Origin of the sequence: Proteus sp. G4415 (assembly GCF_963896075.1) — a bacterium.
In the GTDB taxonomy this organism is placed as follows: domain Bacteria; phylum Pseudomonadota; class Gammaproteobacteria; order Enterobacterales; family Enterobacteriaceae; genus Proteus; species Proteus mirabilis.
In genome coordinates this window covers 35,425-59,279 of the sequence record NZ_CAWQOK010000135.1, presented here as the reverse complement: position 1 = coordinate 59,279, position 23,855 = coordinate 35,425, and the positions used below count along the sequence as shown (strand labels likewise).

Here is a 23,855-nt window from a genome sequence, read left to right as displayed (position 1 = left end):
GAGCAGACTATCATTGCAACCCCAAAGGAACTTATTTATGAGTAAGATAAGTTTTAGACTAAAAACATCTTTGCTATTGATATTAAATGCATACCCTTTCTTTTCTATTGCTAACAATAATATTCATTCTCTATATAAAAGTGTATTGTCAAATATTGATAATAAAACCATCGGCAAGTTATTAAATAATGAACATCCTGATGGTTATTACTCAACAAATATTTATATCAACGAAAATAAAAAAGAAACCATTATTTTATATTATGAAAATAAAGACGGTATATTAACACCAAGGATTAATGTTAATGATTTAATTCGTTTAAATATTGATCCATCTTTTTATAATATTCCTATTGATTTAAGTTCTGATTTGTTATTAAGCGATTACAATATTGATTTTAAATATAATTTCTCCTCGCAATCATTATATTTAACTATTCCACAAAAAGCCTTAGATAATAAAAAAAATATGCTTGCTAGCCAAGTTTTATGGGATGATGGTGTCCCTGCTTTGTTTAGCTCATATTCTTATTTTGGCAAATATAACAATCAAAATAAGATAGAACACAAAATCAGTTTTAACTCAGGTGCTAACTTAGGTGCTTGGCGAGTACGTAGTAAAAGTTATTATCATCATACGGATAAGCAACAGCAATTTAAGCTATACTCATTATATGCTTATCATCAATTAAATACGCTGTTGGCAACGCTTAATGTGGGGGAATTTCGACCAACCAGTAGAATGTTATCAACAGATAAATTAATTGGATTTCAACTTATATCTAGTAATTTGCTCTCTGGTAATGATCTCTATATGAATAGTCCTATCATAGAAGAGATTGCAGAATCTCATGCTGAAATTAAAGTGAAACAACAAGGAAGAACCATTTATGAAACTATTGTTCCTCCTGGGCCTTTTATTTTAAACGATCTACCTGTTATAGGTAGCAATGAATTGGTATTAGAAATAAAAGAAGCAGATGGACGTATAAGAAAAAGTACTCATTACTTTACTACAATGCCAAACCAATTAAAAAAAGGTCGTTATCAATATAATTTTATTTCTGGATATTCTTATGATAGATATAACCAGTTTAATAATCAAAATAATAACCCTATTTTTTTACTGGGTGAGTTCTCCTATGGTATTAATCAAAAAATAACCGCTTATGGTGCAATTAGAAAGAAGCTGAATAGCAATACTTTCTTTTCAGGATTATCATTAGATTTAGGACGCTGGGGGGGAGTAGCCAGTGATATTAGTTATTTTGAACACAATAATCTATTAAAATACCAGTTGCGCTATAATAAACGATGGAGCAATATTGGTACTTCTTTAAATATATCTTCTAGCCATTATCAATCAATAAAATCTGATAGTGTTAGCATTAGAAAAAGTCAAACAGACAACATAAAAAATAGCTATACAATTTCTCTCTTTCAACCGATTAAATCTTTCGGGACATTTTCTATTGGTTATCATCAAAATTCTTATGCCAAAAGAAAAAATGACTTTACAATCAATACTTCTCTATCATCTTCTATAAAAAAAATGAATTATAGTATAAAATATCAATATAAAAATGAAAAATATTATAATGACAATCATTTTTCTTTAAATTTTAATATTCCACTAACAAATAGCTCTCAATCCTATCATTGGGTAAGCAATCAATTTGATTATCATCCAAACAATAAAGGTTATATAAATAGTACGACTATAGGTGGAAGTTTATTAGAACACTATCGCTTAGGCTATTCTATTAATTATCGACGGGATTTTAGCCACCCAAATGCTGGCTATCATACTTCAGTAAATACTCAGTATAAGGGGAGATATCAATCTTATTCTATTAATACAACTAAATCGTCTAATAATAAAACCAATTTAAGATTAGGGATTAATGGTGCAATAGTGTTACATCAAAGTGGAGTAACTTTGGCACCTGACTTAGGTAATACTTTTGCTATTGTAAATACGAATGGCATTGCCGGAATTAAAACTAATCGTTCTTCACAAGCCATTACAGACAATAACGGTAATTTAATATTACCGCACATCATGCCATATCGTAAAAATACTATTGGACTAAACATAAATTCGTTACCTGAGTTTAGTAATACTAAAACTCAAAGTAAAATCATCGTACCTACTTTAGGAGCGGTAGCAAAAATCAATTTCCCTATAAATAGGGGCTATAATGTTTTATTTACCTCAAATACACCAATTCCTTTTGCTGCCAATGTAATGGCATTTGATGATAATAATAATCTCATTTCTAGTGATTCTGTCTATGACCACAATAGAATATTCCTCTCCGGAATAAAAGAAAGCGGAACGGTACAAGTAAAATGGGGAGATACAGAGGAGCAACAATGTTTCTTCCATTATAACGTAAAAAATGAAAGTAAAAATAATTCAATTATTAAGAAACAAATTTATTGCCAATAATGAATAATTTTTATTCTTGAATATTTATGTAAGGTGTTTCTATGAAATCAATAAATATAACATTTTTAATTCCTCTACTATTACTATACTTCCCTTTTATTGCTTTATCTGATAATAGAAGAGGTAGTTTACCAGCGCCAATAAGTTGTAGCTTTGACATACCTAATAGCACTAAAGTTAGAAGTATACGTCCTGATTCTTTCCCTAGCAATTATGCAGGAACCTTAGCTAATGACAGATATTCTAAAAGAATTGCTATAGTTTTTAGTCTTTGTTCAGAAAAGAATACTAAAATAACTTTACGTATTGATAATACAAATATTGATTTTAATAATGGTTACCTTATCAACGATGTAACAGGCTCTGAAGCAAGTGATAATGTGACATTCCAATTAATTGATGATGAAAATAATCCTATTGATTTAAATCAGAAAAATACATTCACTAAAACTATTGATGAAAGTGGTACTGCTTATTTTAATTTCTTTATAAATTATGTCAAAAAAGATAATCTTCGCGCAAAGCCAGGGTATATATCTTCTCGTATTACGTTCATTGTGGAAGCAAAAGATCAGATTGTTGAAAATGATAATGAATTTGCGGGTGTAGAAAACAGAGTACTGTAGTGATAATAAGTATTATCACTATATCAACGCTATGAGAATAATTTAGTCTCTCTTTTATCGCTACTTGGGTAGTGGATATTATTTCTTAACCCACTGCCCATTAATTCCTTTAACAAACTCACCTGAATTGGCTCTTGCCACTAATTTTTCACCCGCTAAACGGGCAACAGATTCAGGAGTCACTTGATTGGTTTTAGCAATTTCAGCATATTTGGCTTTTCTGGCTTGATTGATTTCATTCACCAATATTTGAGCTTGCTTATGGTTTGGTTGTACTAACTCAACATAACCACTAAAAGTTTCCCCTACTAAGCCTTGCGCGCGCGCCTCATCAAGTGTTAAAGCAACGGCATTTGAACTAATCAATGCTGTGATTAATGCAAAACTAAAGAGATATTTTTTATAATTCATTATTCACCCCAGCGTTAGAATATAGCACTATTGTTTTTCAGCAAGTCTTCAACTTGGCGATCTATTTTGACATTAATTTCATGTTCAATCTTAACGTTCATATTAATGTTTATCGGTTTTTCCGGGGTAGCAACCTCTAATCGAATACATCCGGTAAGTGCTGATATGCCGATAGTGAAAATAACAAATAAAGATAATCTTTTTAAAAATAATAACATCATTCTGACTCACTCCCTAAATCGGATAGGCTCTTTTCTAACCACTCTTCCAATTGCGAACCAAATCGCAAGCTGCGCCATAACTGAAAAATATTTTCTTGATGGCGATAATTAAGATTTACTTGTCGCCGTTTGTCTTCTAATGGATTTTTCCCTTGGATTTCCGCTTCAAGCACTAATTCACCTAGGTTGCTTAAATTAACCCGCGTCCAAGAGCGACTAATCTCTAAATATCGTAACCATGCCATAGCGACACCGGCTGTCATATTGCTATCATCAATAGAGTCAACAAAATCTTTATCAAGCCTGAGGGTTAAGTACGATGAATTAGCCAGCCACCCATCTTTCACTATCCACTGATTATTATTGATAAAGAAAGGCAATTCGCCACTGACTTTACCTGATGCGGCAAATTGGGTCACCTTCAATAAAGTGAAAAGCCGACTTAACTCTAGATTGTCTAATGAGATAATCGCCGCTTCATGCTGTGGTAATGCTAATTTAGCCATAGAAATAGTGCCATCAAGCATAGCAACCTTGACATTAGATAAGACTAAAGGTTTTGCTTCTGTAATAGGGTAAAATCCTTGCAGATCGGCGGTAATGTCTGTCATTTCAAATAAATTATTGACGCGCTTAATCCGTAATTGCACTGGCTGCTTTACACCTAGTTGCCATTCATCACCGTTTAAACGCCAAGGTAAAATAAAATCGAGTCCTTCTAATACGCCATCTTTTAGCCACATGCTGCCTTGCTTAACTACTAAATGTCCACCAGCAACTAAACCTTGTTGAGGGGCAATAGAAAAGTCAGCTTGTGTATAAAATTCGCCATTATCTAATGTGATGCCTAATTTTTCTGGCAATAAAGATTGAAAGGCATTGATTGGTTGTGCAGGCCAACGCATCTGCCCTCTTAGCCTTTCACCATCCCAACGTGTATTAATCGTTATCGGTCCAATATTTGGCTTGGCATTGAGCTCGCCTTTCATATTAAAACGAAAAGGAGATTGACCTTTTACACTGGCAATAAAGTCAGCTCTATCTAAGAATCCCCCCGCAGGAAAATCGATTCGTTGACTGGTTAACTTCAATTTTCCTTCAAATAATGGGTTTTTATCGTCTCTTAACCAACGAAATGGCGTTAAGAGCGTCAATCTGGGTGCTAACATACTGGTATGCTGATAAGTTAAAACATCAAATCCGGTATTTAATGTCTCAAAACTCACCATGTTATCTACCCAAGAGCCAGTTCCAGCGATATCCCAACGCGCTTTTAATGGCAATAAATTGCCCTCTCCCCAATAACGCCATTGCCAATTGCCCTGATCAGGTAAGAAATCGGTCGAACGTCCAGCAAAATGGACCCGATAATCTCCCCAAATAGTATCTTCAGCTAACACAATCGCATTTAGGTGACCATTAAATCCTTTGGAAGATAATGTTGAGCCAGCCAGTGGTAAACGAGCATCTTTTACCGTCAGCGTTTCTGTTAATTGCCCTTTAAAGCGTAATAGTGAACCGGGCTGAAATTCGATAGTAGGATCTGTCAACATACCAGTCACTTTAACGGGAAGTTGTGCACTGGCTTGCATGAGATCTTTATTTACAATGCCTGTCAATTGAATAGGTATATCAGCATCTAACCAGTTAATCGCCGTTTCAGGTATCGTCATCACTAAATTCCCTTTCCCTGCATGCCCTTGCGTCATAACATTTAAGCGCGCAGTTAAGCGTAACCCCGTTAATCCTTGCTGCCACTGGGCAATGTTGATATTCACACCACCACGTAAGGGTTGATCAAGCCCAAACCATTCCCAACGCCCTTTTTCTATCGTGATATTTTCTGCAGTTACATTCCAAGGCAACACAGCTAACGCTTGCCCTCCACCTTGTTCAGCAATAGAAATGGTACCGCTATTCCCTTGCCATTGAGCAATAAAGACTAATGGGTAAGCATAATGGGATGTTAACAATGTTGTGCTGATAGAACCATTTTCTGGTAATGAATCAACATTAAGGGGTAACGCGATTTCAGCCGCCAGCTCTATCTGATTATCGTCAGGTAAATTAATCTTTAATTGTTTAATATCTAACCATTGATTATCACGGATCAGCGCTTGTATCTGCGTATTATCTCCCTGATAGCTGATTAATCGCCCATTTGTATCACTTTTAAGCTGAAAATGGCCGTTATAGCGCTGATTATCCATTAAAGAAACATGATTAATATCAACCGATAAGTGAGGAATAGTAGCTAATAACGCATGAATATCGAGAGGAACTGTTGCGGTTTCTTTTTTATCTGCAAAAGATAATTGTGAAAAACACCCTTCGTTAATAGTAAGTTGTTGACTATTAAATGATAGGCTATCAATTTGCTGTTTTTGATAGTTAAACGTAAATTGCTGCACATTAGCCAAGGTACAGCTATCACTTTTTAATGCGATATCATCAATAAAAACACCCCATTGTTGTAACCTTGGTTGTGTTAAAGAGAGTGAAACACCTTCAGGTAAATAGCTTTTAGCCACAACAGGTAACCAACGTGGAATGGTGAGCCACAAGGTCGTGCTAACTGCGCCGACACCCAGTAGTATCATCCCTGTCCATTTGATTGTTTTCTTTAACAACACCTCATTTTCCTTTTGATCACATTAACCACATTCCGAACATCCACTTTACCCATTAAATTGTTTATAATAATAGTATTAAATGCTTCTCTATTGGGGTTGGATAATTCTTGTTTTCTCACTCTCAAAATAAATTTTAATCGATAATAAGCGAGTACAGGATGAAAATTGTTTCCTATAGTACTAAACATTATGACCGCAAACACATGGAATGGGTCAATCAGCATAATGGATATCATTATGATATCGAATATTTTGACTTTAATTTGACTGAACAAACAGCAAAAAATGCCGTCGGCGCAGATGCAGTCTGTATCTTTGTTAATGATGATGCTAATCGTGCGGTATTACAAGAGCTTGCCAGTCTCAACATCCATATCCTTGCACTGCGTTGTGCGGGATTTAATAATGTTGACCTTAAGGCAGCGGCCGAATTAGGGATCACCGTAGTGCGTGTGCCGGCTTATTCCCCAGAAGCGATTGCTGAGCATACTGTTGGGATGATGCTCTCGTTAAATCGTCGTATTCACAGAGCCTACCAGCGTACCCGTGATGCAAACTTTTCCTTAGAAGGCTTAACTGGCTTTAATATGCATAATCGCACTGCAGGGATTATCGGTACGGGGAAAATTGGTCTAGCGACTTTACGCATACTAAAAGGCTTTGGTATGAAGCTATTGGCCTATGATCCTTATCCAAACCAAGCTGTATTAGATTTGGGTGCGGAATATGTTGACTTAGCGACTCTTTACGCAAATTCACATGTTATTTCGTTGCATTGCCCATTAACCGCAGAAAATCATCATTTATTAAATGAAAGTGCTTTTTCGCAAATGAAAGATGGCGTAATGATCATCAACACTAGCCGTGGGGCCTTAATTGATTCTGCAGCTGCTATTAATGCCTTAAAACAAGGTAAAATTGGCGCATTAGGCATGGATGTCTACGAAAATGAGCGCGATTTATTTTTTGAAGATAAATCAAATGATGTTATTCAAGATGACGTGTTCCGTCGCCTTTCCTCTTGCCATAACGTATTGTTTACCGGGCACCAAGCATTCTTAACTGAAGAAGCGTTAATTAGTATTAGTGAAACGACATTGCACAATATTAAAGAGGTTGCTGCAGGTATAACATCACCTAACGAAGTGAAAGCCTAAGTCTCTAAAAAACCCCTGTTAGTCACCTTTGAGTGGCTAAAGGGGTTTTATCTTATTCGTCTTGGTTAATGAATTAACAACATATTTATCTTCTTAGGTACATTTTTATCAAGCGTAAACCAACCCTTTTATGCATGCCTAGTATTTTCTTTCTCATCTACTTTAAATTGACAGACTAAGTTGGCAAGCTGATGAGCTTCATCATCCATATTGGCAGTAATAGTGGCAGACTCTTCCACAAGTGCCGCATTTTGTTGAGTCACGGTATCCATCTCACTTACGGCCATAGCAATTTGATTAATCCCCATACTTTGTTCATTAGAGGCTAAGGCAATCTGTTGCATAAAATCATTAACTTGACTAATGGTGGTCACAATTTCCGACATGGAGCGTCCTGCTTCGCTCACTTGTTGTGATCCAACCTGTACTTTATTTACCGAATGGGTAATAAGTTCATTGATCTCTTTGGCTGCCTCTGCACTACGACTAGCTAAGTTACGCACTTCGGCTGCAACAACGGTAAATCCGCGACCTTGTTCACCCGCTCTAGCCGCTTCAACCGCGGCATTCAATGAGAGAATATTGGTTTGATTGGCAATACTGTTAATGATGTCATTAATATCTGAGATCTTTTTTGCACTTTCAGAAATCGATGACATGGTTTCGATAACATTATCCATCACCTTTTCGCCGTTTTGTGCTGACGTTGTCGCTCTTAATGCCAACTGGCTAGCTTGGCGTGAGTTATCGGCATTTTTTTCAACCGTGGTTTTGATTTGCTCCATGCTTGCAACGGTTTGTTGTAGCGCACTAGCCTGCTCTTCAGTACGTGAGGAGAGGTCAGTATTACCTGTTGCTATTTCACTTGCACTGACGCTAATGGTGTTTACTGCATTTTTTACCGAAGCAATCATTTGACTTAATGAAACTTTCATTTTATTCATTTCATTAAATAGCTTACCAAATTCATTGTTACCGTGATTTTCCACTCGCATACTTAAATCGCCTTGGCTCATTTTACTAAAAATATTAATAAGCACTTTAATATTGCCGATAAAGCTATGAGAGAACCAACGTAAGATAATGATAAAGAGCATAATGACAATAATCGCTGTGACTAACGCCATTAGCATAATGCGCTGTTGTGAGGTTTTCGCAATATCAATATAATTATTCTCAATACCATTGGCGACGGCATAATATGTCATGGTGATCTCGTTGAGTTCATCCATTTTTTGACTAGCAGAGTGCGTAGTCAATTGTCCTTTACGTAATTTAGCTAAGGCATCGGTAAATATATCTAAAAGCTCATCAAAGCGTTTCGTCATATCATCAGCAACCTGACGCCCTTCCATGGTTAACTTTTCAGCATCCGCCCAACGGTGGATCTCTTCACGAGTGATTTTTATATATTCTTGAGTTTGATGAAGGTATTTAGCAGAAGGTTTTTCATTCACTCTTAACTGCCCATCCAAGCCATTAATATTCGCTCTGATCACCGCCATTTGATAACGCGCTTTTCCCATCAGCAACATTTGCTGACTTAAGTTATTTGATGAAACAAAGTTATGATAAGAGCGTGTTGAAGCATCATAACTAAAGTAAATAATGCTCATAATAAGTACAAATAAAATAGCCAGCATAACTTTAACGGTTTTTTCTATACTGATGTTTTTAAACATAATCATATTCCAGCAAAATATACAGCTTTGATTTTTCTGTATATTTGTAAGATATCAGAATGCACTCTTTAGTAAAAAAGAGTGCATTCCCTAGTGTTAACAAAATAAATTAAAGATTATTTTTTAGATTATAGAGACAGGTAAGAGACTGCTCACATTGATAATGTCGGTCATTTTTATCAAAAACTTTAGAGCATAGTGAAATCTATTTTTTATTTTTGAAATAAACATTTCATTTCACTGTCCACTAAGCAATTCGTTACATAATATTCCATTAGCATTATGATTTGATTGATAAAAAATTAAATGATTAATTATCTTTTAGAATGAACAGGATAGATTTTAAAGCATGACCAATTTATCATACAATATCAGTATTTATTTTATAAATTAAACTAATCATACTTTTTTATTTAAACAGAAAGAATTGTTGTTACTTTCTTAAAAAATAATGCTATTGCTTAATATTGTAGACATTAGGTTATTTAACTCAAATAGATTAACGATATTAAGAAAGATTACTTATTCTATTTTTAATTATTTTTTAGTTAGTTCAATTAAACTTATCTCTTTATTCAATCGCTATGTTTTGCTATTCAATAATACAGTGATAATTGAACAGAATTATTTGTTGATTGTTAATCTTTTGCACAATGCTTAGAGGTATTTTAATACCTCTTTATACCCTATGTTGATGACGCTGTGGTGATGCTTGTTTTACCCCGATTAAAAAATCAGCAAAAATAGCTTTAAAGTCACTACATGCCTCTTTCGGCAATGACGCTTCATTTTTTAGATTGATAGCAATATGAGTAATAAAACCATAAATTAAATTCACCACAATAGCCGGTGAATAAGCACAGATCTGTTTTTCAGCAAAGAGAATATCAACACAGTGTTGGATACGAGGAATAAGAATGTTGGCGTCAATCTCTTCCCACTCTTTCCAACCTAATACCGAGATAACTTCTTGTAAGGGAATTAACTCGTTTTTACACTGATAAATATGGTCAACACAAAGAGAGAAGAGCGCCGTTAGCTCTTGCCATTTATCATCATAAGTAGGCACTTCATCTAATTTTTGAACAGCATGCTTAACTTGCAGTAAATAGCACTCTCTCAAAAGGGCTTTTTTATTACTGAAGTGATGATAAAACGCCCCTTTAGTAACCCTTGCATAACGTGATATTTCATCAATGGAAACATCATAATAGCATTGATTTACAAAGAGATATTGCCCAGCTTCAAGTAAAGCTAAGCGTGTTTGTTCTGAATTCTCTTGTTGCCGTGATTTTAATTTCATGATAAAAAACCCATAAAACATACCATAAGTATGTAATAATATATGGGTATCAGTTTTGTGTAAACTGAACAAAATATCTTTTCAGGAAATCATCATGTCATCTCAGTTCAATGGACTTATCCCTTCCAATTCTTTATCTTCGTTTAATATAGAAGTGATTAAAGAACTTCTGCTCTGGATCGAGGTAAATCTAGAAAAGCCGTTATTACTTGATGATGTAGCGATAAAATCAGGTTATACAAAATGGCATTTGCAACGGGTGTTTAAGCAAGCAACGGGCTTAACATTAGCCTCTTATATTCGTGGTAGACGACTGACCAAAGCCGCCACTGAATTGCGCTTAACTAAACTTCCGGTATTAACTATCGCACTACGCTATCAATTTGATTCGCAGCAATCTTTTACACGCCGCTTTAAAGCTGTTTTTGGGGTTACTCCTTCGGAATACCGTAAAGTTGATGTGTTGTGTAGCGACAATTTTCAGCCACCCATCAATTTTGAAGTTACCGACCTCCCTATTCCAAATATTATCGAGCTACCTGAAAGCTTTCTTTATGTTATTCAATACCAATACTTTTGCTCTATCGAGGATATTGGCAAACTACATGAAGATATTCGTCATCAGTTTTGGAATGATTTTTTGTTGTACACAGATAAAAACTTTACGGAAAGTAGTGTGTTAATTTCTTATCAGCCAAATACATTACGTAAAGATAAGATCCAGATTGATTATGAAATTGGCCTAAACAATTTAGATCACTTTACCAGACCCCGTGGTTTTAGAAAAAAAGCGATTGCAGGCGGGCGTTATGTTCGTTTCCAATTTAAAGGCACGTTAGAAGAATATAAACAATTTGCCATCAAGATCTACTTTTATACTTTACCGGCTTTGGGGTTATGTCGTCGTTTAGGGCCAGATATTGAAAACTACATTTGTATAGAAACAGATAGCGACATTATGGAACTACCAAAAACACTGGAAATTGATTATTACGTTCCAATTCATTAATCAGTAATAAGTACTTAACGACTTGACTTTCAGTTTATTGATATGGCTAATTAACCGTCTTAATGGGTTATTTAGCCATTCTTCTCTCTCACCCTCCCTTGGTTAATAAGGTTGTTCTATGCGTATTTGTTCTTTGTTGCTCTGCACCACTTTCTTAGTATCATCAATAACATCAAGCTACGCAGAAATAAGCACACATAAACTGATTCGCCAAGATAATAGCGAACTGATTTATTATCTAGATAAACAAGCTGAACATAACAAAACACTGTTAGTTTTAATGCAAGGTTCTGACTGTAATAGCATAAAAAATAATACTTTTATTCAAGAAACCTTTGGTAGATGGCTACCGAGTAGTGATGTTTTAATGGTTGAAAAGTATGGTATTACAGCACAATTGACTTATTCCGACGATAATGGTGAAAGAGAAGATTGCCCTAAAAACTATAAACTACATGATAATCCTAACCAAAGACTTGCTGATTATTTAGCAGTGCTAGATAAATTATCCCCTAATTACACCAATATTGTATTACTTGGAGGAAGTGAAGGCGCAACAATGGTTCATTTAGTTGTTGCTGAACGTCATGATATTAGCGCTGCAATCGCATTAAATGGCGGTGGTCGTTTTTTCCTTGATGATGTACTGTACAATATACGCAATACAACACCTAAAGAGCATGTGGAAGAAGCAATAAATAGCTTTCAACAACTCGCTAATGCAATAATAACGAATCAAATTGGTGATGAGCAATTTGTTAGTGAACATAGCAAATTATGGTGGCAACAATATCTTGCTATTGATCTACTTGAGGTGATTAAGCGCAACACGCAAACTCCGGTATTAATTGTTCAAACATTAGATGATATCAATGTAGATATGGCTGCATTCCATCAATTATCTCAAGAGATAACGCAACCTAATGTGACATTTATTAAATATGATAAATTAAATCATGGTTTTTATAATCAACAAGGTGAGCGATTAACCGGAAAAGTCGTTCAAGATATACAGCAATGGTATGCGCAATATAATAAATAACATTCATCCTATCTTGACTTATTATATTAAGATAATTTTACGAGCTGATGATTAGGCCTATTTTATCATGCTTAATCTTTTATGCTGCGTTATCTTTCTGTTTCCCCTATTGGCTATTTAATATTGATTGACTGATAGTAGTGATAGAGAAAAGCAATTTATCATCACACCTTTATGCTCTTATACTTAAGTTAAATCTTGTTATCAGATCACTGATATGGAACAGGATCATTATACAATTAACCTTGTATAATAGTGATAACTTCTCTCTTCTAGATGTATAGGATCAGAATGAACAATAATCGCGCACTACTATGTCTGGAAAAAATTGGCTTTCAACTCGATAGCAAAATTATTCTAGATAATGTGACTTTCTCACTACAACCTTCTGAATTTAAATTGATTACAGGCCCTTCTGGCTGTGGAAAAAGTACGTTATTAAAAATCATTGCCTCTTTATTATCACCGACAAGTGGCACACTTTTCTTTGACGGAAAAGACTACTTAACCCTTTCTCCTGAACAATACCGACAACAAGTTTCGTATTGTACTCAAACCCCGATGTTATTTGGTGAAACGGTTTATGACAATCTTAAATTTCCTTATTTACTACGCAAAATCGCCGTTGATGAGAAGAAATTAGCGAAAGATTTAGATTACTTTAATTTGCCCAATGAGATTTTAAATAAAGGTATTAATGAACTTTCTGGTGGTGAAAAACAGCGTATCTCACTTATCCGTAACCTACAGTTTTTGCCTAAAGTGTTATTGCTTGATGAAATTACTAGTGCTCTTGATGAAGACAATAAAATAAAAGTCAATGAGCTTATCCATCATTACGTCAAAGAGCAAAAAATCGCTGCATTATGGGTAACTCACGATCAAAATGAAATCAAACATGCCGATGATGTGATCCACTTACCGAGTCATATGAACAATTAAGGTTAGGTTTACTTCCATTACCCCCTTAGTTTTAACTTTATTGAGCAGTGAGTAAATAAATTATTATGAACGAACATACAATCAGTAATGAATCTCTTATTTTTTCTCTGTTACTGGTCTTAGTGGCTATATTTATTAGCCGAAAAGAGAAACTTTCATTAGAGAAAGATATTATTTGGAGTACCGCCCGAGCGATAATTCAACTCTTTATTGTTGGCTACGTATTAACTTATATTTTCGACGTCGACCATATTATCCTTACATTTCTAATGGTCTTATTTATCTGTTATAACGCTGCCTATAATGCTAAAAAACGCAGTAAATACGTTAAAGATATTTTTATTATCTCGTTTGTCGCTATTACCACAGGGGCATTGCTCACCTTAAGTATTTTACTTTTTACTCATGCTATTGCCTTTACCCCTATCCAAATTATTCCTATTACCGGTATGATCGCGGGGAATGCAATGATTGCGACCGGACTTTGTTATAATCAGCTTGGGCAACGTTTTGAAAATCATCAACAACAGATCCAAGAAATGTTAAGTTTGGGGGCAACCCCTAAAATTGCTTCAATGGCTATTATTCGAGATAGTATTAAATCGTCGTTAATTCCGACCGTTGACGCAGCCAAGACAGTGGGGATTGTAAGCTTACCTGGAATGATGTCTGGATTAATTTTTGCCGGTGTTGATCCACTACAAGCGGTTAAATACCAAATTATGGTCACCTTTATGTTGATGGCAACCGCCAGTATTTCAACAATTATTGCTTGCTATTTAACCTATAAGAAATTCTTTAATCAACGCCATCAATTAATGACGTTTAATCAATAAAATAATGGCTCTCCCTCTGTGTAACACAAAGGGAGAGCGCAATATTAACCGCGTCCTTTGGGGCGATTAAGAATATGATCTTCCCAGTCTTCAACTTCCACTTCAGGAACAGCAATATATCTTACTGAGATATTACCTTGATGCATTTTTGCTTTATTACCTGCAATAAGGGGATGCCAATCCGCTAAAGGCTTCCCTTCTGCTAATAAGCGATAAGCACAAGTCATCGGTAACCATTCAAACGTCGGCAAATTATATCGCGTGAGTTTGATACAATCAGGCTCATAACGAAAACGATCTTCATAGTTACTGCATTGGCAGGTTTTAATATTTAACTGATTACAAGCGACGTTAGTAAAATAGATCTCATCAGTATCATCATCCATTAACTTGTGTAAACAGCACTGCCCACACCCGTCACATAACGATTCCCACTCATCATCACTCATTTCATCCAAAGTTTTTGTCTGCCAAAAAGCCTGTGTCATCTCTACGTTATTACCTTATTGCTCATCATATTATTAAATAACCCGTGTGGTCAGCTGATGTTCATTGACACTTAATACCAACATATCACCCGATGCTAAGGGACCGACACCTTCAGGTGTTCCCGTTAAAATAACATCACCTGGGCGAAGGGTAAAAAAGCGCGACATATAACTGATAAGGGGTAAAACAGGCGTTAGCATATCACGACTGTTGCCTTGCTGACGAATTTCACCATTAACTTTCAACATTAAGTCAACATTTTGGGGATCACCAAAAGAGTTCACCGGAATAAATCCCGACAAAGGCGCTGAACCATCAAACGCTTTACTTTTCTCCCAAGGTTGTCCCGCTTTTTTTAATTGACTTTGTAAATCACGTAAAGTGAGATCTAAACCAACACCAAAACCAGCAATAGCGCGATCAACCCTATCTTCATTGGCTTGTTTCAGTGGCTGACCAATTAATACCGCTAACTCTATTTCATGATGCACTGCCCCCATTTCTTTGGGGATCGCAATAGGTTGGCGAATATCACACATCGCCGTTTCTGGTTTAATAAAGATAACCGGCTCTTCAGAGCGCACCGAGCCCATCTCTTTTATGTGGTTTGCATAATTACTGCCCACACAAATCACTTTATTGACAGGAAAATCAAGCAACGAACCTTCCCAATCTCTATGTTGATACATAATATTTTCCTTATTAGGTAAATCGCTGTGTTTTATGTCACTGCTAACGTGATTTAGTGTTGAGTTGGCAGTGTATTTATTTTATTGGCAACGCCATCAGCCATCGTCACAATACTCAAAGCAAAAAAGTAAGAGCTATTCCAATGCATGATAGTACGGAAATTTTGGGTGACTAAATAACTTCTATGCAAATCATCATCAGGAATTATCAGCCATACCTTCATATCATCACTTAATTGGCTATTAGCGGGTAATTTCACCCCTAGCGCCTTCCATTGTGCGACCGTTTTTTGTTGCTCTGTTTTTATACCTTCCAACTGTTGATTAAAATTAGCAGGTAAACTGACTTGTTCCCCCCAAGGGAGATCGCGTTGCCATCCCTCGGTTGCTAAATAATTAGCGGCTGAAGCAAACGCATCTTCACGGCTATTCCATATATCAATATTGCCATCACCATTGCCATCAGCAGCGTAAGTCAAAAATGAAGATGGCATAAACTGTGTCTGCCCCATTGCGCCTGCCCAAGAGCCTTTTAAACGCTGGCCTACAGGTAAATGTCCATTTTCGATTATCTCAAGTGCGGCCATTAATTGGCGACTAAACAAGGCCTCACGGCGACCTTCAAAAGCTAATGTGGCCAGTGCTGAGATAACATCTTCTTTTCCTTGTACTCGACCAAAACCACTTTCTAATCCCCATAAGGCAACAATATAATTTGCAGGCACACCATATTGATTGCTGATCTGCGCTAGGGTTTGTTGGTTAGCTTGATAAAGTTTCGCCCCTTCTGCGATACGTCCTTTCGTCACCACTCGAGGTAAATACACATCTAAAGTAATTTTCTTTTCTGGCTGATTACGGTCTGACTTCACCACTCTGTCAATAAAGTGAATTTCCGAAAAGGCAAAATTGATAGTTTCAGGTTTATAACCCAATTCAGCCGCTTTTTGTTTTAAAGCATCTACATAAGCAGGAAATTGTGCAGGTGTCCGTGACTGTTTTGGAAAAGCCTGTTCAAGTGAGGCAACATCAATCTGTTTCCAGCGAGCCGGTGCTGATGTCGTAATATTGGCAATTTCACTTGTTACAGGTTTTTTTTCTGCACTCTTCTGATGGCTATCTGCACAAGCAGATAGCAAAACAGTAGAAACAATCACCGCGATGAACGAATATTTGAACATTTATGCTCCTTTTATCTCGATGATTTATTCAGTTTTTTCTGAATTTTTTAATTCATCTAAATAAGCATTTAACATACTTTCGACGGGAGGTGGCACTTGTAGATAAAAACCTTGGTCAGTCAACGCTTGTTTGACTTTTTCTATGTCTGCATTCGCTAAACGCTGTCTTTGCGCGAGATCTAGCAACATTGCAAACTGTGGTTCACCAAAACTTTGTAATAATTCCTCAGGAATTCGAGAGAAATCATCTTTTTTTTCGATGTATAAATAAGTTTGATCACGCTTGGTACTACGGTAAATTGCACAAATCATTTTCATTAAACTCTAATTATTAAAATAAGCGACTTGCCTGAATATTTTAGTAAATATAACATGCTTATATAATTTCGTAATATCGTCTCTGGTTTTTTGTGCCAGATTATAGAAAATTTACTGAGTCAGATAGATGTCAAACACGCCCATTGAGTTAAAAGGCAGTAATTTTACCCTCTCGGTACTTCATTTAAATGATGGATCACCGAAGGTTATTCGTCAGGCTATTTCAGATAAAATTGCCCAAGCGCCTCAATTTCTGAAAAATGCGCCTGTTGTTATCAATGTCTCTGCTATCGCAGATCAAACGATTGATTTTAAAAAACTGAGGCGAATAGTAGAAGATGCTGGCTTACGTGTTGTGGGAATTAGTGGTAGTCATGACGCTCAACAAAAAGAAGCGATAATTGCCGCACAGTTACCTATTCTAAATGAAGGTAAAATAACTAAGCCAGCAGCTCAGGCAAATAACGATAAAACGAATGAAGTACCGATAAATGTACGACAAAAAACCAAAATCATTCATACACCAGTGCGTTCAGGGCAACGTATTTACGCACCAAATAGCGATTTAGTCGTGTTAAGCAATGTCAGTGCTGGCGCTGAATTAATCGCAGACGGTAATGTACATATTTATGGTGTATTGCGTGGACGGGTTCTTGCCGGAGCATCAGGCGACCAAGAGAGCCATATTTTTTGTACACATTTATCTGCAGAACTAGTTTCCATTGCTGGTCAATATTGGCTAAGCGACCAAATTCCTACAGATTTTGTTGGCAAATCAGTCCAACTTAGTTTGCAAGAGAATGAATTAACAATCGAGAACTTAATTTAGAGCATCGACAAGGAATCACTCCATGGCACGCATTATTGTTGTTACGTCAGGTAAAGGTGGGGTTGGTAAAACAACTTCCAGCGCGGCCATTTCTACCGGCCTCGCTCAAAAAGGGCATAAAACGGTTGTTATCGACTTTGATATCGGGTTACGTAATCTTGACCTAATTATGGGTTGTGAGCGTAGAGTCGTTTATGACTTTGTTAATGTTATTCAAGGTGATGCTACTTTAAATCAAGCCCTGATTAAAGATAAACGTACAGAAAACCTTTATATCCTCCCGGCTTCACAAACAAGAGATAAAGACGCTTTAACCCGTGATGGTGTAGAGCAAGTGTTAGATGAACTGGATGAAATGGGTTTTGATTTTATTATTTGTGATTCACCTGCAGGGATTGAAAGTGGCGCACTTATGGCACTCTATTTTGCAGATGAAGCCATTATCACCACCAACCCAGAAGTCTCCTCTGTACGTGACTCAGACCGTATTTTAGGTATTTTAGCCTCTAAATCACGTCGCGCTGAACGAGGCGAAGATCCTATTAAAGAACATCTTCTATTAACACGCTATAATCCAGGCCGAGTAAGCCGTGGTGATATGTTAAGTATGGAAGATGTGCTAGAAATTTTATGTATTCCACTGCTGGGTGTTATTCCAGAAGATCAATCCGTTTTACGTTCATCAAACCAAGGTGAGCCTGTTATTCTTGATAGTGAATCTGATGCAGGTAAAGCTTATTTAGATACAGTAAATCGTTTATTAGGTGAAGAACATCCATTCCGTTTTATTGAAGAAGAGAAAAAAGGCTTCCTAAAACGCCTTTTTGGGGGGTAAAAGATGGCTTTATTAGATTTTTTTCTGTCGCGTAAAAAGTCGACAGCAAATATTGCCAAGGAGCGCCTACAAATTATCGTAGCAGAGCGTCGACGTGGCGATACTGAGCCAGCTTATTTACCTGATATGAAAAGAGATTTATTAGGTGTTATCTGTAAGTATGTGCAGATAGATCCCGATATGCTATCTGTTCAGTTTGAGCAGAAAGGCGATGATATCTCCGTACTAGAATTAAATGTGACATTACCTGAAAATGAAGAATCACCTAAGTGATCATATTTAATTCGCTGATATAAGCTAATGATCCACAGAGCCAGCTATAAACTATCACATATTTGCTTGGCTCTGTGTTTTTAATTATATATAAACTGGCTGAATACAAATGTGCAAATAGCGCTATATATTGTTGCTATTTTAAACATTCATTAATAATAAGTTGGAGTTGCTATTTATTGGATGATAGAAGGATGATAGAAACTCATATTGGGTTTGAGAAAATTTCAGGCTAAATAATTACTCTTTAGCCTGAATTAATATAACGTGATATTAAGGATATTGCGCCAAAATTGCAGTAATTTTTTCTGCTAATAATGCTTTACGCCAGCGTGAAAGCAATTCAGGCTCCCCTGTTTTAATTTTCCAGTGAATATTAAGCAATTGGTTTATTTGTCTTCTTGAGGCTAATAACTCGGGGTTATAACGCTGCCCTTCACTTACCTCTTGGATCACCGTTTTTATTGCTTTAAAGGCTTTTTTATAGTTAGGTTGTTCAATTAAATTGCCAATAGGCTCAGGACAATCTTCATCTTTGATCTGTTTGGCTTTAGCAACAAAATCCAACAAGCGACGGCCATGACAACGAATTTCTTGCCCCGATAGAGAAAGCGCATCTAATTCAGCAAGAGAGGTCGGTAAATAGCGTGCTACTGACCATAAATGCTCTTCCCTTACAACAAAATTTAATGCCATATCACGGGCTCTAGCTTGATTTAAACGCCATTCTGCCAACATTTTTAAGCATGCCAATTGTTGACCTCGTAATTGCCATGCATTACCAATATCGCGATAGGCAAGCTCTGGTGATACGGTCTCTTGGCGACGCTCGGCTATCATTTCGCACTCATCAACAATCGCGTCCATATAACCGGCTTCTTGTGCCTGTGCGATTAATTTCTTAGCTAGAGGTAACAAATAAAACACATCACCACTCGCATATTGGCACTGTTTTTCGGTTAATGGGCGTGCCAGCCAATCTGTTCGTGATTCACTTTTATCGAGAGCAATATGTTCATATTTTTCTACTAAGGTCGCAAAGCCACAAGAAATGGGATAGCCCAGAAAAGCGGCCACGACTTGGGTGTCTATCATGGGTGTCGGAACACAACCAAATTGATGAGAAAACACTTCAAGATCTTCACTTCCAGCATGCAAATATTTAAGGACTGCGGGATTAGTTAATAATTCAACAAAAGGAGTCCACTCAGTAATGGTCAGGGGATCAATAAGAGAGATCTGTTTCCCATCGTACATTTGGATAAGCCCCAAATGTGGGTAATAGGTGCGTATACGGACAAACTCTGTATCTAATGCAATTTGTGATACCTCAGACGCTGCTTTACAGACATCTTCTAGTGCTGTGTTTGTCGTGATAAATTGATAATTCAAAACAGGTTTCTCTTGTGTTTTTATGTCTAATGACTTTTTCGTAAAGACAAAAACGCCGGTATAAACCGGCGAATTTATCAAAGGTTATACTTTGTTGTATCAAGATCCAGTTGATGTTTTCAACTGTTTTTCTTCATTTCTTAATTCTCTGCGTAAAATTTTACCAACATTTGACTTAGGCAGCTCTTCTCGAAACTCAATAATCTTAGGTACTTTATAACCCGTTAAGTAACGGCGACAATGAGTTTTAAGTTCATCTTCTGTCAATGAGGGATCTTTTTTGACAACAAAGATTTTCACAGTCTCACCCGAGCTTTTACTCGGTACACCAATAGCTGCTGATTCTAAAACTTTCGGGTGCGCAGTAACCACTTCTTCAACTTCATTAGGATAGACATTAAATCCTGAAACCAAGATCATATCTTTTTTACGGTCAATGATGCGGATAAAGCCTTCATCATCCATTGTGGCAATATCACCTGTGGCAACCCATCCATCATGTAGTACTTCTGCTGTCGCATCAGGGCGATTCCAGTAGCCTTTCATGACCTGAGGGCCACGAACCCACATTTCACCGCCTTCTGTGCGAGACACTTCATTACCTTCATCATCCATAAATTTTACTTCCGTTGAAGGTACAGGAAGCCCAATACTACCACTGTATTTTTTCAGGTTATAAGGGTTACCTGTTACTAAAGGCGAACACTCAGTTAAACCATAACCTTCTAATAGATGCTTACCGGTTAATTCTTCCCACTCTTTCGCAACACTACTTTGTACGGGCATTCCGCCACCAACAGAAAGGTTGAGCTTAGAAAAATCAAGTTGACGAAACTCAGGATTATGTAGCCAAGCATTAAATAGTGTATTTACCCCGGTAATCGCCGTGACAGGATAACGCGATAACTCTTTAATAGTGCCTTTAACATCTCGTGGATTCGTTATCAGTAGGTTTTTCCCGCCAACTTCAATAAATAACAAGCAGTTCACGGTTAAAGCAAAAACGTGATACAAGGGTAAAGCGGTTACCACCAGCTCTTTCCCTACATTAAGTGCAGGAACATAAGCGGCTTTAGCTTGTTCTAGATTAGCCAACATATTACGATGAGTTAACATCGCGCCTTTCGCAATTCCTGTGGTACCACCAGTATATTGTAAGAAGGCTAAATCATCTCCAGTAATTTCTGGCTTAATATATTGCATTCGATAGCCTAAATGCATCGCTCGACGAAATGATATCGCGTCAGGCAAATTATATTTTGGGACTAATCGCTTGATATATTTAACCACAAAATCAACCAGTGTCGCTTTAGGACGAGATAGCTGATCTCCCATACGTGTTAAAATAACGTGTTTAATGCTGGTATTAAAGACGATTTTTTCCAGCGTATGGGCAAAGTTAGAAACAATGACAATAGCTGTGGCGCCACTATCATTAAGCTGATGTTCAAGCTCTCTTGGTGTGTAGAGTGGGTTTACATTGACCACTACCATACCGGCACGAAGAATGCCGAAAAGCGCTATAGGATATTGCAGTAAGTTAGGCATCATTAAGGCGACACGATCACCTTTTTTCAATCCTAAGCCATTTTGCAAATAAGCGGCAAAAGCACGGCTACGCTCTTCTAGTTTGCGGTAAGTCATGACCTCGCCCATATTGATAAAGGCGGGTTGATCTGCGTAATTTGCGACAGCGTTTTCAAGCATCTCTGCAAGAGATGCAAAACGGTCCGGGTCAATTTCAGCCGGAACATCTGCCGGATAACGTTTAAGCCAGACTTTTTCCAAAGTAGTACTCCTGATTAATCGCACTTCTTGGTTAATATTATGTTTCTTTTTAACAAAGTATTAACTCATCCTACCAGCACAAACAATTTTCTGTTGTGAAGATGCGAAGTGTATCACTAAATTTTTTCTTTTTATGTTTAACAAAAAAGAAGGCGGTCAAAACCGCCCTCTCTTTTGTTGTCTTCATCTTTAATAATTATATTAGATAATTGCCATCTAATATATTACAGGTATTGATTATACACCGTTTCAAACTCATAAAGGTAAAATATTATATCGTCATTAACAATTATTCTAGTTTATTACTCCAAAACGGGGACAACTTGGCCAGTACCATATGGATATGCCCCATAGCCACCATAGCCATAATTATACCAGTAAGGGGCATTACCATAGTATCCCCATGTCATAACAGGCGCAGGCATAATAACTTGTTGCGTTAATGTCCAGCGTTTCATTCCTGTAACATCGATACGTAAAAATGGATAAACGGCTTCACCCACTTTGCCTGTTTTTACACCTTTGATCGTACCCACTACCGTGACATACTGATTTTTATAATCTGTTGGATCTAAAAAATGAGTAACATTCGCATAAAGACGACCAACAGAAGGTTGCTGTAACTCAGGAGCCGCATCATAGTGAGAAAGTGGCATCACAGCAATTTCTAACTGGGTTGTTGAAGGTAGATTCTTAACCTCTATCACTCGCCCACCAAAACGACCTTCTTGACCGACATAAAGCTCCGGTGCCGCTAGAACTACATTTAAGTCAGTAACAGGAGTTGCTGTTGTCCCTTTAATAGATTCAGGTATAGAGACGCAGCCCGTTAGTAATAGAGCGCCAGATAAAAATAGCGCTTTACTTACCAAACGGTAGTTTAATTGTCTGTTCATAAACCACCTCTTTGTACGTCATTAAGTACGTTACACTCTAAGATAAGTATAGCGTCACTCTGTCACTTCTAACAGAAAATCGCTAACAATCTATTCCCGTCCTGGTAATTTTTTCCAAGTGACTTCATTACGTAAATAAACAGGCTCGGCCTCTTCTACTTTAGTTGCTTTCCCTTCATGCCATGCTGTAACGGCAAGTGGCAACATATCTTGTGCCGCAGGCAAAGTAATTTGCGTTTCAACCACGGTAAAAGGCAATGATAAAGCTAAATCAGGATAAGCTTGCCACCCCGTACCCGCAATTGCCCAGCGACCTGTGGTAGCTTGTAGCGTTTCGGCAAATTGTTCTGGTTTCATTACCGCTTCTGTTTCTTCACCAGACCAAATGCCAGCGTCATTACGCTGATATTGGGCACAGTAGATTTCCCCCATACGGGCATCAATGGCGACTAAAACTTGCTTAATGCCTGTTGTTCTAAAGACGCCTTCTGCCATGGTGGCAAGAGAAGAAATACCAATCAGTGGCAAATTAGCCCCTAGTGCGATACCTTGCGCAACACCGACACCAATGCGAACACCGGTAAAACTGCCCGGACCACGACCAAAAGCGAGGGCATCTAAGGATTGCAGTGATAAATTGGCTTCTTCTAAAGCACTTTTCACCATTGGTAAAATTTTTTGTGTATGTTCACGCGGTGAAATTTCAAAACGTGAAGCAACGACACCTTCATTCCAAACCGCAACAGTACAAGACTCAGTTGCGGTATCAATTGCTAAAATTCGCAGTGACACGCCATAACTCCGGCAGATTCAATAAGTAAAAAGAGAAAGAATAATATCATAATAGTATT

The 23,855-nt window shown here is 37.0% G+C and carries 23 protein-coding genes; 10 read left to right on the top strand and 13 right to left on the bottom strand.

The genetic code is table 11. The features are described 5' to 3' along the window. Nucleotides 1-37: 37 nt before the first annotated feature. Together AACU95_RS14610 and AACU95_RS14605 are read left to right on the top strand one after the other, a co-directional pair. Nucleotides 38-2,452 (top strand): fimbria/pilus outer membrane usher protein, encoded by a 2,415-nt coding sequence (locus tag AACU95_RS14610; RefSeq protein WP_004242806.1) that lies wholly within the window; start codon nt 38-40, stop codon nt 2,450-2,452. A 41-nt stretch (nt 2,453-2,493) separates the two neighbouring features. Beyond that, complete coding sequence (locus AACU95_RS14605; RefSeq protein ID WP_004242805.1) at nt 2,494-3,078, top strand: fimbrial protein; 585 nt, start codon at nt 2,494-2,496, stop codon at nt 3,076-3,078. A gap of 78 nt (nt 3,079-3,156) precedes the next feature. Here AACU95_RS14605 and AACU95_RS14600 read toward each other — a convergent pair whose 3' ends face one another. From AACU95_RS14600 to AACU95_RS14590, 3 genes are read right to left on the bottom strand one after another with little or no spacing between them, the layout of a single operon-like run. Next, complete coding sequence (locus AACU95_RS14600) at nt 3,157-3,489, bottom strand: YdbL family protein (RefSeq protein ID WP_004248000.1); 333 nt, start codon at nt 3,487-3,489, stop codon at nt 3,157-3,159. A 14-nt stretch (nt 3,490-3,503) separates the two neighbouring features. Beyond that, nucleotides 3,504-3,710 (bottom strand): YnbE family lipoprotein, encoded by a 207-nt coding sequence (locus AACU95_RS14595; protein WP_036908037.1) that lies wholly within the window; start codon nt 3,708-3,710, stop codon nt 3,504-3,506. After that, nucleotides 3,707-6,343 (bottom strand): YdbH family protein, encoded by a 2,637-nt coding sequence (locus AACU95_RS14590; protein WP_004242802.1) that lies wholly within the window; start codon nt 6,341-6,343, stop codon nt 3,707-3,709. Before AACU95_RS14590 ends, AACU95_RS14595 begins: the two co-directional genes overlap by 4 nt. 158 nt (nt 6,344-6,501) lie before the next feature. Between AACU95_RS14590 and AACU95_RS14585 the strand changes: the two genes are divergently transcribed. Continuing rightward, nucleotides 6,502-7,500: a 2-hydroxyacid dehydrogenase gene (locus tag AACU95_RS14585; RefSeq protein ID WP_004247998.1), complete on the top strand. Its 999-nt coding sequence runs from the start codon at nt 6,502-6,504 to the stop codon at nt 7,498-7,500. Nucleotides 7,501-7,628: 128 nt separating this feature from the next. Here AACU95_RS14585 and AACU95_RS14580 read toward each other — a convergent pair whose 3' ends face one another. Next, nucleotides 7,629-9,182 (bottom strand): methyl-accepting chemotaxis protein, encoded by a 1,554-nt coding sequence (locus AACU95_RS14580; RefSeq protein ID WP_049197433.1) that lies wholly within the window; start codon nt 9,180-9,182, stop codon nt 7,629-7,631. Nucleotides 9,183-9,861: 679 nt separating this feature from the next. Further along, the gene (locus AACU95_RS14575) at nt 9,862-10,485 is read right to left on the bottom strand and encodes a TetR family transcriptional regulator (RefSeq protein ID WP_004247996.1); all 624 of its coding nucleotides are present in this window, start codon (nt 10,483-10,485) and stop codon (nt 9,862-9,864) included. 94 nt (nt 10,486-10,579) lie between these two features. On the opposite strand from AACU95_RS14575, the gene AACU95_RS14570 reads away from it, so the two are divergent. The 4 genes from AACU95_RS14570 (at nt 10,580) to fetB (ending at nt 14,314) form a co-directional block, all read left to right on the top strand. Beyond that, nucleotides 10,580-11,494 carry a helix-turn-helix domain-containing protein gene (locus tag AACU95_RS14570; RefSeq protein WP_004242792.1) on the top strand — a complete coding sequence of 305 codons (915 nt, stop codon included), beginning with the start codon at nt 10,580-10,582 and terminating at the stop codon, nt 11,492-11,494. 118 nt (nt 11,495-11,612) lie between these two features. After that, nucleotides 11,613-12,536 (top strand): alpha/beta hydrolase family protein, encoded by a 924-nt coding sequence (locus AACU95_RS14565; protein ID WP_004242791.1) that lies wholly within the window; start codon nt 11,613-11,615, stop codon nt 12,534-12,536. Between the two features lie 291 nt (nt 12,537-12,827). Then, entirely contained in the window at nt 12,828-13,478 is a 651-nt protein-coding gene (gene fetA, locus AACU95_RS14560) for an iron efflux ABC transporter ATP-binding subunit FetA (protein ID WP_004242790.1), read from the top strand. A 65-nt stretch (nt 13,479-13,543) separates the two neighbouring features. Further along, nucleotides 13,544-14,314 (top strand): iron efflux ABC transporter permease subunit FetB, encoded by a 771-nt coding sequence (fetB, locus tag AACU95_RS14555; protein ID WP_004242789.1) that lies wholly within the window; start codon nt 13,544-13,546, stop codon nt 14,312-14,314. Between the two features lie 44 nt (nt 14,315-14,358). On the opposite strand, the gene AACU95_RS14550 is transcribed toward fetB, so the two are convergent. Genes AACU95_RS14550 through AACU95_RS14535 form a run of 4 tightly spaced genes read right to left on the bottom strand, consistent with a single transcriptional unit; the run spans nt 14,359 to nt 16,985 of the window. Next, nucleotides 14,359-14,802, bottom strand: coding sequence for a YcgN family cysteine cluster protein (locus AACU95_RS14550; protein WP_004242788.1), 444 nt, complete (start codon nt 14,800-14,802; stop codon nt 14,359-14,361). A gap of 33 nt (nt 14,803-14,835) precedes the next feature. Continuing rightward, a complete protein-coding gene (locus tag AACU95_RS14545) occupies nt 14,836-15,492 on the bottom strand; it encodes a fumarylacetoacetate hydrolase family protein (protein ID WP_004242786.1) in 657 nt (218 codons plus the stop codon). A 53-nt stretch (nt 15,493-15,545) separates the two neighbouring features. Beyond that, nucleotides 15,546-16,673: a lytic murein transglycosylase gene (locus tag AACU95_RS14540; RefSeq protein WP_141191969.1), complete on the bottom strand. Its 1,128-nt coding sequence runs from the start codon at nt 16,671-16,673 to the stop codon at nt 15,546-15,548. Nucleotides 16,674-16,697: 24 nt separating this feature from the next. After that, nucleotides 16,698-16,985 (bottom strand): YcgL domain-containing protein, encoded by a 288-nt coding sequence (locus tag AACU95_RS14535; RefSeq protein ID WP_004247993.1) that lies wholly within the window; start codon nt 16,983-16,985, stop codon nt 16,698-16,700. Nucleotides 16,986-17,118: 133 nt separating this feature from the next. On the opposite strand from AACU95_RS14535, the gene minC reads away from it, so the two are divergent. From minC to minE, 3 genes are read left to right on the top strand one after another with little or no spacing between them, the layout of a single operon-like run. Next, nucleotides 17,119-17,820: a septum site-determining protein MinC gene (gene minC / locus AACU95_RS14530; protein WP_004242783.1), complete on the top strand. Its 702-nt coding sequence runs from the start codon at nt 17,119-17,121 to the stop codon at nt 17,818-17,820. Between the two features lie 22 nt (nt 17,821-17,842). Continuing rightward, nucleotides 17,843-18,655, top strand: a complete 813-nt coding sequence (gene minD / locus AACU95_RS14525) for a septum site-determining protein MinD (RefSeq protein ID WP_004242782.1) — start codon at nt 17,843-17,845, stop codon at nt 18,653-18,655. A gap of 3 nt (nt 18,656-18,658) precedes the next feature. After that, nucleotides 18,659-18,928: a cell division topological specificity factor MinE gene (gene minE / locus AACU95_RS14520; RefSeq protein WP_004242781.1), complete on the top strand. Its 270-nt coding sequence runs from the start codon at nt 18,659-18,661 to the stop codon at nt 18,926-18,928. Nucleotides 18,929-19,201: 273 nt separating this feature from the next. Here the strand turns inward: minE and rnd are convergent, their stop codons facing one another. The 4 genes from rnd to tsaB form a co-directional block, all read right to left on the bottom strand. Beyond that, nucleotides 19,202-20,320, bottom strand: coding sequence for a ribonuclease D (rnd, locus tag AACU95_RS14515; protein ID WP_004247992.1), 1,119 nt, complete (start codon nt 20,318-20,320; stop codon nt 19,202-19,204). Nucleotides 20,321-20,419: 99 nt separating this feature from the next. Continuing rightward, nucleotides 20,420-22,108, bottom strand: coding sequence for a long-chain-fatty-acid--CoA ligase FadD (fadD, locus tag AACU95_RS14510; RefSeq protein WP_004242778.1), 1,689 nt, complete (start codon nt 22,106-22,108; stop codon nt 20,420-20,422). Nucleotides 22,109-22,410: 302 nt separating this feature from the next. Then, a complete protein-coding gene (locus AACU95_RS14505; protein ID WP_012367885.1) occupies nt 22,411-23,004 on the bottom strand; it encodes a Slp family lipoprotein in 594 nt (197 codons plus the stop codon). A gap of 90 nt (nt 23,005-23,094) precedes the next feature. Further along, complete coding sequence (gene tsaB, locus AACU95_RS14500) at nt 23,095-23,796, bottom strand: tRNA (adenosine(37)-N6)-threonylcarbamoyltransferase complex dimerization subunit type 1 TsaB (protein WP_004242775.1); 702 nt, start codon at nt 23,794-23,796, stop codon at nt 23,095-23,097. Between the last annotated feature and the right edge of the window lie 59 nt (nt 23,797-23,855).

Coding starts and splice junctions, on each gene's coding strand:
- AACU95_RS14610 (WP_004242806.1), top strand. CDS start 38: ATGAGTAAGATAAGTTTTAGACTAAAAACATCTTTGCTATTGATATTA.
- AACU95_RS14605 (WP_004242805.1), top strand. CDS start 2,494: ATGAAATCAATAAATATAACATTTTTAATTCCTCTACTATTACTATAC.
- AACU95_RS14600 (WP_004248000.1), bottom strand. CDS start 3,489: ATGAATTATAAAAAATATCTCTTTAGTTTTGCATTAATCACAGCATTG.
- AACU95_RS14595 (WP_036908037.1), bottom strand. CDS start 3,710: ATGATGTTATTATTTTTAAAAAGATTATCTTTATTTGTTATTTTCACT.
- AACU95_RS14585 (WP_004247998.1), top strand. CDS start 6,502: ATGAAAATTGTTTCCTATAGTACTAAACATTATGACCGCAAACACATG.
- AACU95_RS14580 (WP_049197433.1), bottom strand. CDS start 9,182: ATGTTTAAAAACATCAGTATAGAAAAAACCGTTAAAGTTATGCTGGCT.
- AACU95_RS14575 (WP_004247996.1), bottom strand. CDS start 10,485: ATGAAATTAAAATCACGGCAACAAGAGAATTCAGAACAAACACGCTTA.
- AACU95_RS14570 (WP_004242792.1), top strand. CDS start 10,580: ATGTCATCTCAGTTCAATGGACTTATCCCTTCCAATTCTTTATCTTCG.
- AACU95_RS14565 (WP_004242791.1), top strand. CDS start 11,613: ATGCGTATTTGTTCTTTGTTGCTCTGCACCACTTTCTTAGTATCATCA.
- fetA (WP_004242790.1), top strand. CDS start 12,828: ATGAACAATAATCGCGCACTACTATGTCTGGAAAAAATTGGCTTTCAA.
- fetB (WP_004242789.1), top strand. CDS start 13,544: ATGAACGAACATACAATCAGTAATGAATCTCTTATTTTTTCTCTGTTA.
- AACU95_RS14550 (WP_004242788.1), bottom strand. CDS start 14,802: ATGACACAGGCTTTTTGGCAGACAAAAACTTTGGATGAAATGAGTGAT.
- AACU95_RS14545 (WP_004242786.1), bottom strand. CDS start 15,492: ATGTATCAACATAGAGATTGGGAAGGTTCGTTGCTTGATTTTCCTGTC.
- AACU95_RS14540 (WP_141191969.1), bottom strand. CDS start 16,673: ATGTTCAAATATTCGTTCATCGCGGTGATTGTTTCTACTGTTTTGCTA.
- AACU95_RS14535 (WP_004247993.1), bottom strand. CDS start 16,985: ATGATTTGTGCAATTTACCGTAGTACCAAGCGTGATCAAACTTATTTA.
- minC (WP_004242783.1), top strand. CDS start 17,119: ATGTCAAACACGCCCATTGAGTTAAAAGGCAGTAATTTTACCCTCTCG.
- minD (WP_004242782.1), top strand. CDS start 17,843: ATGGCACGCATTATTGTTGTTACGTCAGGTAAAGGTGGGGTTGGTAAA.
- minE (WP_004242781.1), top strand. CDS start 18,659: ATGGCTTTATTAGATTTTTTTCTGTCGCGTAAAAAGTCGACAGCAAAT.
- AACU95_RS14505 (WP_012367885.1), bottom strand. CDS start 23,004: ATGAACAGACAATTAAACTACCGTTTGGTAAGTAAAGCGCTATTTTTA.